Annotated in this window: 9 protein-coding genes and 1 tRNA gene; 1 reads left to right on the top strand and 9 read right to left on the bottom strand. The window is 59.1% G+C overall.

Annotated features, from left to right (window positions below; genetic code table 11):
- Window positions 1-31: 31 nt before the first annotated feature.
- The 3 genes from gbpA to BM019_RS04525 all read right to left on the bottom strand — a co-directional run bounded on the left by gbpA (window position 32) and on the right by BM019_RS04525 (window position 6,003).
- Entirely contained in the window at window positions 32-1,525 is a 1,494-nt protein-coding gene (gbpA, locus tag BM019_RS04535) for an N-acetylglucosamine-binding protein GbpA (protein ID WP_009045569.1), read from the bottom strand.
- Between the two features lie 253 nt (window positions 1,526-1,778).
- A complete protein-coding gene (locus tag BM019_RS04530) occupies window positions 1,779-5,372 on the bottom strand; it encodes an ATP-binding protein (RefSeq protein ID WP_092417704.1) in 3,594 nt (1,197 codons plus the stop codon).
- Window positions 5,373-5,376: 4 nt separating this feature from the next.
- Entirely contained in the window at window positions 5,377-6,003 is a 627-nt protein-coding gene (locus tag BM019_RS04525) for a response regulator (RefSeq protein WP_092417703.1), read from the bottom strand.
- A gap of 520 nt (window positions 6,004-6,523) precedes the next feature.
- Here BM019_RS04525 and BM019_RS30415 point away from each other — a divergent pair.
- Window positions 6,524-7,549 (top strand): fimbrial protein, encoded by a 1,026-nt coding sequence (locus tag BM019_RS30415; protein ID WP_175510568.1) that lies wholly within the window; start codon window positions 6,524-6,526, stop codon window positions 7,547-7,549.
- A gap of 224 nt (window positions 7,550-7,773) precedes the next feature.
- Here BM019_RS30415 and ychF read toward each other — a convergent pair whose 3' ends face one another.
- The 6 genes from ychF to ispE all read right to left on the bottom strand — a co-directional run bounded on the left by ychF (window position 7,774) and on the right by ispE (window position 12,343).
- Window positions 7,774-8,874 (bottom strand): redox-regulated ATPase YchF, encoded by a 1,101-nt coding sequence (gene ychF, locus BM019_RS04515; RefSeq protein ID WP_062824652.1) that lies wholly within the window; start codon window positions 8,872-8,874, stop codon window positions 7,774-7,776.
- 22 nt (window positions 8,875-8,896) lie between these two features.
- On the bottom strand, window positions 8,897-9,481 hold the full coding sequence (gene pth / locus BM019_RS04510; RefSeq protein WP_007928340.1) for an aminoacyl-tRNA hydrolase: 585 nt from the start codon (window positions 9,479-9,481) through the stop codon (window positions 8,897-8,899).
- 168 nt (window positions 9,482-9,649) lie between these two features.
- Window positions 9,650-10,249: a 50S ribosomal protein L25/general stress protein Ctc gene (locus tag BM019_RS04505; protein ID WP_007928342.1), complete on the bottom strand. Its 600-nt coding sequence runs from the start codon at window positions 10,247-10,249 to the stop codon at window positions 9,650-9,652.
- Between the two features lie 140 nt (window positions 10,250-10,389).
- A complete protein-coding gene (locus tag BM019_RS04500) occupies window positions 10,390-11,331 on the bottom strand; it encodes a ribose-phosphate pyrophosphokinase (protein ID WP_003171603.1) in 942 nt (313 codons plus the stop codon).
- Window positions 11,332-11,379: 48 nt separating this feature from the next.
- Window positions 11,380-11,454: transfer RNA gene (locus BM019_RS04495), tRNA-Gln, on the bottom strand.
- A 37-nt stretch (window positions 11,455-11,491) separates the two neighbouring features.
- Window positions 11,492-12,343 (bottom strand): 4-(cytidine 5'-diphospho)-2-C-methyl-D-erythritol kinase, encoded by an 852-nt coding sequence (ispE, locus tag BM019_RS04490; RefSeq protein ID WP_092417701.1) that lies wholly within the window; start codon window positions 12,341-12,343, stop codon window positions 11,492-11,494.

The raw sequence follows: 12,343 nt of genomic DNA, 5'->3' as shown, positions 1-12,343 counted from the left end.
GGCACCACGCTGCGGTTGGTCAGGTTATGGATTACTTGCGAATCCAGGCGTCTTTCCAGTTGCTGCCCACGCCAGGCTCGAACTGCGTGGCGCCCGCGTTCCACTGGATGCAGTAGCCGCTGTAAGGGAACGGCTTGCACTCATAGACGTTGCCGTCCTTGGCCAGGACCTTGGTGCCGGCCTTGTAGCCGGTCAGGCCTTTGGGGAAGACGAAGTCGTAATCACCGCCGCCGCCCACTTCTTCGGCTTTGAGGGTGATGCGCTGGCTTTGTTGCAGCTGCTCGCCTTTCTCCGGCTTGGCCACGACTACCACGTCGTACTCACCTTCGCTGACGTTACGCAGCGGGATGGAGAAGTGCGGGGTGTTGTTGCCAGGCTCGGCTTGTACGTGAGCAATGCTCTCGTTCTTGCCGTTGAAGACCGTCGAGCTGATGGTGTACTTGCCGCCCTGGGCAATGGCGTTGAAGTGCAGGTCGGTGGCGTTGTCCTTCAAGGTGTACTCGGCCTGCAGGCCGGAAAGTTTCAGCTCGCCAGGAATGCTCGGCTGCTCTTTCTGGATTTCCACACGCACCACGTCGCTGTTGTTCTTGGCGTACATGGTGTTCTTGCCGTAGTTGGGCACGACTTCGTTGTTGGCGTTGAGCTCGCCCATCACATAACCGGCATTGGCCTTGTTGACCTTTTCCGCCAACAGGAACGGCCAGGTGTTGGCCTGGGCCTGCTCGGCGGTCTCGATGTTCAGGCGGGTCTGGCGGTTCTGCTGTTCGCCGGCATTGGTGAACACGCGAGTGCTGACCTTGTCGCCGACTTGCAGTTGTTCCGGCTGTACGGCACCGAGGATTTTCCAGTCAGGAATCGGCGCGCCATCGTTGTCGATGTTGACGTCGATGGCCTGGTAGAAGGTGGCGGCGGTGTCGGCGATTTTCCAGGTCGCCAGGATCACGTGGTAACCGCTGCGGTCAGCAGGAATGTTGACCTTGTGCTTGGTCTTGCCACCGGCCGGCGGACGCACGCCACCGGCGTTTTCATTGAGCAGCGGGGTCATCTCGAAGGAGTCGCGGGTCAGCGGCTGGTTCGGGTTCCAGTCTTTCTTGGTGATGTAGAACTGGTAGTAGGCGCTGGCGTGACCGGCGGAGTAGTGCCAGGTGAATTCATTCATGCCCGGCTTGATCGTGGTTTTCTGCCAGCGGGTCGCCGTCTGCTCGTTGAGCTGCGAGAAGCTGGTGATACCGCCCGCCGGGATGGTGCCGTTCGCCGGACCGCATTTGGTGAAGTCGCCCGAGCAGTAATCCTTGGGGTAGTGATGCTGAACCGATGGCGAGTACTCGACACTCTGCGGTTCGTAAGTGACAGGGCCGCAATCGCGGTTGAGGTTACCGCCGGTGGCGGAGCACATGAAGGCACGGGACTTCGGACTTTCGACATAACCGTGGGCGAAGGCTTGCTGGCTGGCCAGTGAAGCCAGGCCGAGGGTGATGGCCAACGGAAGCTTGCGCATGGCGCTGGCGCGGGTGTTATGAAGCATCGAATCACCTTGAGTTAGGGATGTGAAAGAGTCTTTTTTGAGTTCTTCGATGCCGGCCGCCCAATGGGTCGACCTGGAATGTTCCTGGTCCGCGGCGCCCGGTTTCGAAGGGGGCCTAGGATGCCGAGCGGGGCTTTTGCCTTGTATGAGACGAGTACGAAACGGCGAGCCAGGGAATGGAACAAAATGTTTCAGGAGGGCAGCCTGGGGTTACCCAGGGTCGGAATTGTTACTTAGGGCTGTCCGGGGTGGGTCAGGCGTGGCGTTCGATATCGCCCAGCATGCGTTCGATGACCGACAGCACCGCGTGGCGTTGCACCTCCAGGGCCTGCTCGCCTTCATGAGTCGCACGTTGCAGGTCGAGGCAGGCCCGCATCAACGCCGGCGAATCGACCGTGCAGGCCAGGCCGCTGACCCGGTGGACCCACTGTTCGAGGAACTCCGGTGTGTCGGGCAGCGGGGCGCTCAGCAGCTCGCGCTCCTGTTCCAGGTTCCGACGCAGCTCCTGGAGCAAGCGCTCCTTGAGCGGCGGATCGTTCTGGAAACCCTCCAGGTAGGACAGGTCGAACGTCGCGGCAGCCTCCTCGTCAGGCGCTGGGGCGGGGGGCGGGGTGAGGGGGGCGTTGAGGGATGAACTGGATAGCCCGGGCGCTTTCAGCTTGCCGAGTATTTCCCGCAGACGCTCGAGGACGATGGGTTTGATCATCAGGTCGTCCATGCCGGCCGCCTGGCAACGCTGATTTTCGTCTGCCAGGGCGCGGGCGGTGTAGCCGATGATCGGGATCCTGGGCAGCCCGCGCGACTGTTCTGCGGCACGGACATTGCGGGCCAGGGCGTAGCCGTCCATGTGCGGCATGTTGCAATCGGTGACCAGCACATCGAACTGGCCCTGTTCCCAGGCTTGCAACGCCGCCTTGCCATTGCTGACGTAGGTCCCGCGATGGCCGAGCCTGAGCAGTTGCTGTTCGAGCACCAGGCCGTTGGTGGAAACGTCGTCGACGATCAGTACATTCAACCCGGCCACCGCCGTAGCACCTTGAAGGGCATGCTGCGGCTCGTCCTCGTCCGGTTGCCAGGGCAGGGTCAGTTCGAAGCTGACCCGGCAACCCTGGCCCGCTGCACTGGCGAGGCGGATGCTGCCGCCCATGAGTTCGACCAGCTGTTTGCAGATGCTCAGGCCCAGGCCGGAGCCGCCGTGCAGGTGGGCGATCTCGGCGTGGGCTTGCTGGTAAGGCGCGAAAATCTGCGGCTGCTGATCCTCGGCGATGCCGATGCCGGTGTCGCTGACATGGAACATCAGGCGGCTTTGCCGAGGCCCCGAGTCCAGCTCCTGGACCGACAGTTCGACCCAGCCCTGGTTCGTGAACTTCAAGGCGTTGGACAACAGGTTGTGAAGGATCTGCGTCAGGCGCAGGGCGTCCACCTGGTAGCGCCGCTCGGGGGGCAGGCGGTGTTGCAGCTTCAGCTCCAGGTGTTTTTCCCGGGCCTGCGCGGCGAACAGCTCAAGGCAGTTGGCCAATAGTTGATCGAGGTCGGTGGGGCCGGGCACCAGCTCCATCTGGCCGGTCTCGACCTTGTCCAGATCGAGAATGTTGCCGATCAGGTCGATCATCGATTGCGCCGACTGCTGGGCGATGCTGAGGTTTTGCGAAGGGGTGGACGCGCCGCTGGTTTCCAGCTCCAGCAGGCCGACCATGGCGTTCAGCGGGGTGCGCAGTTCATGGCTCATGGTCGCGAGGAACTGGCTTTTCGCGGCGCTGGCGTCGACTGCCTGCTGTTGGGCTTCGAGCAGCTTGTGTTCCAGGTGCTTGCGCACGCTGATGTCGATCCAGCCGCCCAGCAGGCCCTGCTGCTTGCCGAGTGCGGTGTAGAAGGGCACCAGCCATTGGTAGATATGATGGGCCTGGCCATCGACCTCGATCACGCTGTCGAGGAATTGTGACTGGCGGTTATCCAGCAGCCGTTGGTGCTGCTCTTCCAGATCCAGGGCCAGGGCGCGTGGGGCGATGCCTTGTTCTTGCGGCGTGGTGCCGCGCATCTCGTCCAGGGACCGGCCGAAGAACTGCTCATAAGCGTGGTTGCAGGTGCTCAGGCGCCCTTGCAAGTCACGCACGTAAAGCGGGATGGGCAAGCCGTTGAGCAAGGCGAACTGGAAGGCCAGTTGGTCCTTGAGCTGATTCTGCGCGACGCGCCGCTGGCGGATCTGAATCCGCAGGCGCCAGTTCCAGTAAAACGACAGCAGTACCAGCACCAGGACCAGCGCGGCGCTTTGCCAGACCCAGCTCGGCAGATAGGCCCAGAGCGAACCCTTGGTGGCGGGCCGCGCCAGGATGCTGATGCGGTGCTGATTGCCGTCCGAAGTTTTCAACGAATACAGGAGCTTGTTGAGAATACTCAGGAGTTCGGGGTGCTTGGCCGATACGGCGAACACCAGGGGCTCGGCCTGGGCCTGGAACTGCTTGCCGGCCCGGAGCCGGGGATTGTCTAGCAGTTGGGCATCGGCGGCGCTGTTCAGCGTGGCGTCGACCATGCCCTGTTCGACCAGATGCAGGGACTGGGAGTAGTGGTCGGTGAGTACCAGTTCGATGCTCGGGTAGCGACTCTGGAGCAGAGGCTGCAGGGGATGCCCGGCGGCGATCGCCAGGCGCCTGCCCCCCAGGGCCGCCAGCGAGCTGGGGGAACTGGCGCCTTCGCGGGTAATGAAGGCCCAGTAGTCGGTGCCGAAGCCATCGCTGAATAACAGGCGCTTCTGCCGGACCGGAGCCGGTGCCAGCGACAGGGCGATTTGCGCCTCATCCCGTTCCAGGCGCTGGCGGTCGATGTCCGGGGACTGGCTGTCGATGATGTTCAGTTGCAGTTGATAGTCGTCGGCCAGGCTGCGCAGCACATTGAACGCCAGTCCGGCCCATTGGCCGTCGGCCTTGCGGTACAGGTAATTGGGGATTTCGTGGGCGATCAGGTTCAGCGAAGGAAGATGCTTGAGCCAGTTGTCTTCCGCGCTGTTGAGGGCGAAGGAGTCGGTCGGCGCGAACAGCCAGGGCGAGCGTTCCCAGTGCTGCAATATCTCCTGCTTGCGCTCCCGGGAAACCGTCTTCAGCGCGGCGTTGATCAGGGGCACCAGATTGTCCTCATGCCCGCGGGCAGCGAAGCTGAAACCCATGGCCGGCAGACTGGCGACGTACTTGTTCTGCAACTTGAGGTTGGCCAGGCTGCGCATGTAGAAATTGGTGCGCAGCTGATCGCCGATCAGGGCGTCGGCTTCGCCGTCGGACAGGCGCTGCAGGCCTTCGACAATGCTGTTGATCACGATCAATTCAGCCTTGGGATAGGCCTTGCCGACTGTTTCAGCCTGCACATAGTAGGCCGGAACCAGCACGCGTTTGCCCGCCAGGTCAGGGGACAGGTCCTTGTCGGTGATGCGCCCGACGATGATCGGCTCGTTGTCCAGGTAGGGCTGGCTGTAGACGAACCCAGATTGTTTTCTTTCGTACTCGGTGGCGCGGGGCATCAGATCGATGTCCCCGTTTGTCAGGCCGGCGATGGCACTGTCCACCGAAGGGTAGGGCACGCGCTGGATCGGCAGTTCGAGAAACTGGCTGATGTGTTCCAGGTAATCGTTGGTGATCTGGTTGAGCACATCGTTGCCACGAGGCTCGGGTTGCTCGTTGGAGGCGCTCACTTCGGCGACCCGTAGCGGGCGAGGGGGCAGCGTCTGACGCATGGCCATCAGCGTGGCCAGGGACAGCGGAGCAGGCTCAGGCTCGGCGGCGCGCAGGGACGCGACACTGGTCAGCAAGAGCATGATCCAGAGGATCAGGCGCGGCAGTCCGGCTGGAGGGTTCGGCATAGTCTCAGGCCAGCCCGACTTCCTGGATGTACAGGTAGAGGCTGGCGTTGCTGTCCAGGCCCAGCTTGCGCATGGCACTGCTCTTCTGGCTGCTGATGGTCTGCTTGGAACGATTGAGGTGCGTGGCTATTTCATTGACCGACAGCCCGGCGCCGTAGAGGCGTAGCACCTCGACTTCGCGAGGGGACAGTTGTTCGACCTCGGCCAGAGGCTCCATGGGGTCGAACAGATGCCGGATGGACGGGGAGACGAAGGGTTTGGCCTGGCTGGCGCGAATGGCCTTTTGCAGGTCGCCTTGTACCCCGCGCTTGCTGATCAACCCCTGGACCCCCAGCTTGAGGATCGAGGCCAGCAGCGCCGGGTTGTTGAGCATGGTCACCACGATGACCGCGATCTGGGGGTAACGGCGGCGCAACTGTTCGATCAGACGGAGGCCGTCGGCCTGTTCGCTGTGGGGCATCATCAGATCGGTGACGACCAGATCGCAGGGCTGTTCGGCCAACAGCTGGAACAGCCCTTCGACATTCTGGGCCTCGCCGACGATCTGCAGTGTGCTGTCGCTGCTGAGCGAGGCGCGGATGCCAATGAGCGTGAGCAGGTGATCATCGGCGACTATTACTTTCCTTTGCATCTGTGGCGGGTTCCTGTCCGTGCGTAGCGTGAGCGAGTGCATAGAGTTAAGCAGAACGCATGCAAGTATCTGGCAGTGTCAGTGGTGTGCAGGGTACTCCTGTCGCGTGGCGCGATGAAGTGTCCGTGACTTTCATACTTGGAGTTACCCAAGCCTCCGGTTTTGTATCGAGAAGAGGATGGGGCTGGTTGGCGATTTGATGCGCGTCAAAGCTTGGCCCGCAAGGGGGAATAGAGAGACCCGGAGTTGCCGCTGTGTAATGACGGCAGCCAACCCCTATCTACATAGAGATAGTCCTCGGTCGCATGAGGTCACTTTAGGATTTTTCCTTTCTGAAATTAGGAATATAAGAATTGTCTCATTGAGAAGGCCGCATTTTCTTACGGACAATAACGGCTGCGTTGAGTGCACCATCTCCCGTCATCGGACGACAAAAAATCCTTCTGTTTAGATGAAGAAGCCTGCCTGCAATGATGATTGCTTCAAGTTTCCCCCCCCTGACAATACTGATGACCTTTATATGAAGCGAAATATTTTTATCTCGATATTTATTCTGTTTTTCATCTTCTCTGCATTTGTACCGAGTTATGTGTTTGCCGCTGGATGGTTCAGGCCGACAGCTTCGGCTATTTCATTACCTACTAGCCTTGTCGTACCAGGAAATGCTGTCGTAGGGTCAATACTATGGACCTCCAGTCCAGTAACTTCGCAACTGCGGGATGGAGCAGTGCTTGACGATAACAATACGATTTGGGCCTCTGTAAATAATGGAACATTGGCTCCAGGCTTTACCGATGTTTTCCAGACCAACATTTCTGGTTTGGGAATCAAATGGTGGGGCACATGGAAGGCTCGGAACTTTCCGGGTGGTCTCACCATGCCCATAGTTGATCCAAGCACCTTCAGCCCTGGCCCGACTGGCTGGAAGAATGGTGACACCTATCCACAAACCATCTGGGTAGAGCTAATAAAAATAGGTCCGATTGAAAAAGGGACGTTATCGGTCCAAACCACCACTACAATGAGATTTAACTGCCAGTTGGGAGGTTGTCAGAACTGGGGGGTCAGCGTTTCGAATACCAGCACCGTATTGGCTGGGCCAACCTGTACCGTTTCTACACCGGCGATTCCGGTATCGATGGGCAACATTGCGACCACGATTTTTACGGGCATGGGCACTACATCTCCTCCTCGCCCTTTTACCATTACCTTGGCTTGCTCGGGGGGGGAGCAGGGTACTGCGATCAGTTCCTATGTCACGCTGACGGACGTGTCCCGCCCAGACAATACCTCCACCACGTTGTCGCTCACTTCTGCATCGACCGCATCCGGGCTGGGCATTCATATCCTCAAAGAGGATGTCGTGCTCGGTTATGGGCCTGACTCCAGTTCTGCTGGGAATATCAATCAATGGAAGGCGGGCACAATCGCGCAAGGCGTGTCGGTATTTCAGATTCCACTCAGTGCGCGTTATGTGCAGATTGCGCCAAATGTATCGCCTGGTAGTGCAAACGGATTGGCGACTTTCACGATGAGTTATCAGTGAGCTAAAGGCGTGTAGATAATTTCCAGAAGACTGAGCCAGAAGGAACAATCACATCTGCAAGAGCTTGGAAGGGGGATCGGTGATGAGACCTGACTTGATCTTGAGCTCGGATCCCCCAGTTTTTTGTGGCTGAAAACAATAGGGCCCCATATGGGGCCCTATTTTAAAGAGATCTATTGTCAGTGGTGTTCTAATGAGCGCCACTGAACACCGGCAAAAACGCGTCAGACGTTGAAGCGGAAGTGCATCACGTCGCCGTCCTTGACGATGTAGTCCTTGCCTTCCAGGCGCCATTTGCCGGCTTCCTTGGCACCGGCTTCACCCTTGAACTGGATGAAGTCGTCGTAGGCAATCACTTCGGCGCGGATGAAGCCTTTTTCGAAGTCGGTGTGGATCACGGCGGCGGCCTGCGGGGCGGTGGCGCCGACGCGAACGGTCCAGGCGCGCACTTCCTTTACACCCGCGGTGAAGTAGGTCTGCAGGTTGAGCATTTCGTAACCGGCGCGGATCACGCGGTTCAAGCCCGGCTCTTCCAGGCCCAGGGCCTCGAGGAACATGTCTTTCTCTTCACCGTCGTCCAGCTCGGCGATTTCCGCTTCGATCTTGTTGCAGACCGGAACCACCATGGCGCCTTCTTCTTCGGCGATGGCCTTGACCACGTCCAGCAGCGGGTTGTTCTCGAAACCGTCTTCGGCGACGTTGGCGATGTACATCACCGGCTTGGTGGTCAGCAGGTGGAAGCCGCGGATCACCAGCTTCTCCTCGGCGCTCATGTTCTTCATCAGGCTGCGCGCTGGCTTGCCTTCGGTGAAGTGCGCGATCAGTTGCTCGAGCAGGGCTTTCTGCGCCACGGCGTCCTTGTCACCGCCCTTGGCGTTGCGCGCGACTTTCTGCAGTTGCTTTTCGCAGCTGTCGAGGTCGGCGAAGATCAGTTCCAGGTCGATGATCTCGATGTCGCGTTTCGGGTCGACGCTGTTGGACACGTGGATCACGTTGTCGTCTTCGAAGCAGCGGACCACGTGGGCGATGGCATCGGTTTCGCGGATGTTGGCCAGGAACTTGTTACCCAGGCCTTCACCTTTCGAGGCACCCGCCACCAGGCCGGCGATGTCGACGAACTCCATGGTGGTCGGCAGCACGCGCTCGGGCACCACGATGGCGGCCAGGGCGTCCAGACGCGGATCCGGCATCGGCACGATGCCGCTGTTCGGCTCGATGGTGCAGAAGGGGAAGTTCTCGGCCGCGATACCGGATTTGGTCAGGGCGTTGAACAGGGTGGACTTGCCGACGTTAGGCAGGCCGACGATGCCGCAGTTGAATCCCATGGTGTTTCCCCTCGGATAAGAGTCAGGCCTTCTGGCTGTGCAGGTTTTTCATCGCACGGTTCCATTCACCGGCGAAGATATCCGGCAGCACGCCGAGGGCAAAATCGATGCTGGCATCGAGCTTTTCCTGTTCGGCGCGCGGCGCACGACCCAGGACAAAGTTCGAGACCATGCTGGCGACGCCTGGGTGGCCGATGCCAAGCCGCAAGCGGTGAAAGGTATTCTGGTTGCCCAGTTGCGCGATGATGTCGCGCAACCCGTTGTGCCCGCCATGCCCGCCGCCCTGTTTGAGCTTGGCGACGCCGGGTGGCAGGTCGAGTTCGTCATGCGCCACCAGGATTTCTTCGGGCTTGATGCGGAAGAAACCGGCCAATGCCGCCACGGCCTGGCCGCTGCGGTTCATGTAGGTGGTGGGTATCAGCAGACGAATGTCCTGACCCTGGTGCGAAAAGCGCCCGGTCAGGCCGAAATATTTGCGATCGGCCACAAGGCTGACGCCTTGTTTCTCGGCGATACGCTCAACAAAAAGGGCCCCTGCGTTATGCCGGGTCTGTTCGTATTCGGCGCCTGGATTACCCAGGCCAACGATCAGTTTGATGGCAGTCACGATAGGGGCCCTTCCTTGGAGTTGTGGATAACATCGCCGCGACTGGAACGTGCGGCGAAAGTGGACGACAAGTGCTCATTTACCATTATGTAAACTCCGCGTTCCCGCCCGCTTTCTCGCTACGTTCCAGTCCGCGATGTTTCCGGTAACTCCGGCAAGCAGAGTGAATTACTCTGCAGCGCCTTCTGCAGCTTCTGGAGCAACACGTGGAGCGTGAACGTTGGCAACAGCCAGGTCGTTACCGTGAGCCAGAGCAACGAACTCAACGCCTTTAGGGGCCTTGATGTTCGACAGGTGAACGATGGTGCCGATTTCAGCGTCGCCCAGGTCGACTTCGATGAACTCAGGCAGGTCTTTCGGCAGGCAGGACACTTCGATTTCAGCGATAACGTGCGAAATCTCGCCGCCTTTCTTGACCGGAGCAGCTTCGTTGATGAAGTGCACTGGAACGATAGCGGTCAGTTTCTGACCAGCAACAACGCGTACGAAGTCAGCGTGCATCACGTGGCCTTTGGCCGGGTGACGTTGCAGCGCCTTGATCACGACGTTTTGCTTGGTGCCGCCAACGTTCAGTTCGATAACGTGGCTGAAAGCCGCTTCGTTTTCGAGCAGTTTGGCAACTTCTTTGGCCAGCATGCTGATGGATTCAGGGGCTTTGTCGCCACCGTAAACTACAGCTGGAACCAGGCTTGCGAGACGACGCAGGCGGCGGCTCGCACCTTTCCCCAGGTCGGAACGCAGTTCAGCATTCAGAGTAAAATCGTTCATGTTGTATCTCCAAAATAACCACACTCGCCCCAGCGTTTGCGACCAGCGCTAAAGGCGATATGGGCAAAAAAGCCCCGCCCCAACAGGAATGCTGGGGCGGGGCGCTTTTCGTCATCGAGATGTAAGGCTAGGGCAGGGCCCTAGCGGAACATCGCGCTGATCGATTCTTCGTTGCTGATACGGCGAACCGCTTCGGCAACAACCGGTGCGATATCCAGTTGACGGATACGCGCACAGGCTTGTGCTGCAGCGGACAGCGGGATGGTGTTGGTCACCACCAGCTCGTCCAGCACGGAATTTTCAATGTTCTCGATTGCTCGACCCGACAGCACGGGGTGTGTGCAGTAGGCAAAGACCTTGGCAGCGCCATGCTCTTTCAGGGCCTTGGCCGCGTGGCACAGGGTGCCGGCGGTATCGACCATGTCGTCAACCAGGATGCAGGTACGGCCTTCAACGTCACCGATGATATGCATCACTTCAGAGTGATTGGCTTTCTCGCGGCGCTTGTCGATGATCCCGAGATCCACGCCCAGGGATTTGGCCACGGCACGTGCACGCACGACGCCGCCAATGTCCGGGGAGACGATCATCAGGTTTTCGAAACGTTGGTCTTCGATGTCATCCACCAGAACCGGGGAGCCGTAGATGTTATCTACCGGAATATCGAAGAAGCCCTGAATCTGGTCAGCATGCAGATCAACCGTGAGAACACGGTCGATGCCGACTACGGTAAGCATGTCAGCCACGACTTTCGCGCTGATAGCTACACGTGCGGAACGCGGACGGCGATCCTGACGGGCATAACCAAAGTAAGGAATTACAGCAGTGATTCGAGTCGCTGAGGAGCGGCGGAAGGCATCAGCCATCACGACGAGTTCCATCAGGTTATCGTTGGTCGGAGCGCAAGTCGGCTGAATAATGAAGACGTCTTTACCGCGGACATTTTCATTGATCTCAGCGGTAATTTCGCCGTCGGAAAATTTACCGACAGAGATGTCACCGAGAGGGATATGCAGCTGACGTACGACACGCCGAGCCAGATCGGGGTTAGCGTTCCCCGTAAAGACCATCATCTTGGACACGCGCAGTACCTGAAGGCTGAGGGTATACCTGGATGAGTATAAGGAAAATGGCAGGGGCGGCTGGATTCGAACCAACGCATGGCAGGATCAAAACCTGCTGCCTTACCGCTTGGCGACGCCCCTGTATCTGTTGCATCAAGTGCCTGGCACTTGGTTCCTTTTAGAGCAGACTTTGCAGCTTGCGATGCAACATCGAAACGTTGCTTCCTTTTGCTACAAACCCTGTAAGGGTCTCTGTAAGAAGGGCCGAGACTTTATCAGCTTCAGCTTTGCTTGGGAAGCCCCCAAACACACAACTTCCAGTTCCGGTCAGTTTTGCTTCGGTAAATTTACCTAGCAAATTCAATGCGTTACGTACATCTGGATAACGCCTTGCAACCACCGGCAAACAGTCATTTCTGCCGTTTCCCTTGGGAACGGGGCGCACTTTAATGGGCGGAGTGTCACGTGTCAACAGCGGATCTGAAAAAATTTCTGCTGTACTTACAGAGACTTGCGGCACCAGCACGAGATACCAAGGTTCCTCGGGGTCTACCGGGGTGAGTTTTTCTCCCACGCCCTCGGCGAAAGCCGCATGCCCACGCACGAAAACCGGCACGTCGGCGCCCAGGGAAAGGCCCAGCGCGGCCAGGCGATCTTCGTTCCAGCCCAGTTGCCAGAGGTGATTCAGGCCCAGCAGAGTGGTCGCCGCATTGGAACTGCCGCCACCGATGCCGCCGCCCATGGGCAGGACTTTCTCGATCCAGATATCGATGCCCAACGGGCATGCGGACTGTTCCTGAAGCTGTTTGGCCGCGCGCACGATCAGGTTGCTGTCGTGGGGGACGCCGGCGAACTCCGTATGCAGGCGAATGACGCCGTCATCACGCACGGCAAAGGTGATTTCATCGCCGTAATCGAGAAACTGAAAAATTGTCTGCAGTTCGTGATAGCCGTCTTCACGGCGGCCGAGGATGTGCAGCATCAGATTGAGCTTTGCCGGGGAGGGCAGGGTCAGTCGTGGCGCGTTCAT

Origin of the sequence: Pseudomonas sp. NFPP07 (assembly GCF_900115645.1) — a bacterium.
Lineage (GTDB): Bacteria > Pseudomonadota > Gammaproteobacteria > Pseudomonadales > Pseudomonadaceae > Aquipseudomonas > Aquipseudomonas chlororaphis.
Note: the sequence above shows the minus strand (reverse complement) of the source record. Positions and strands in the feature narration are given on the sequence as shown.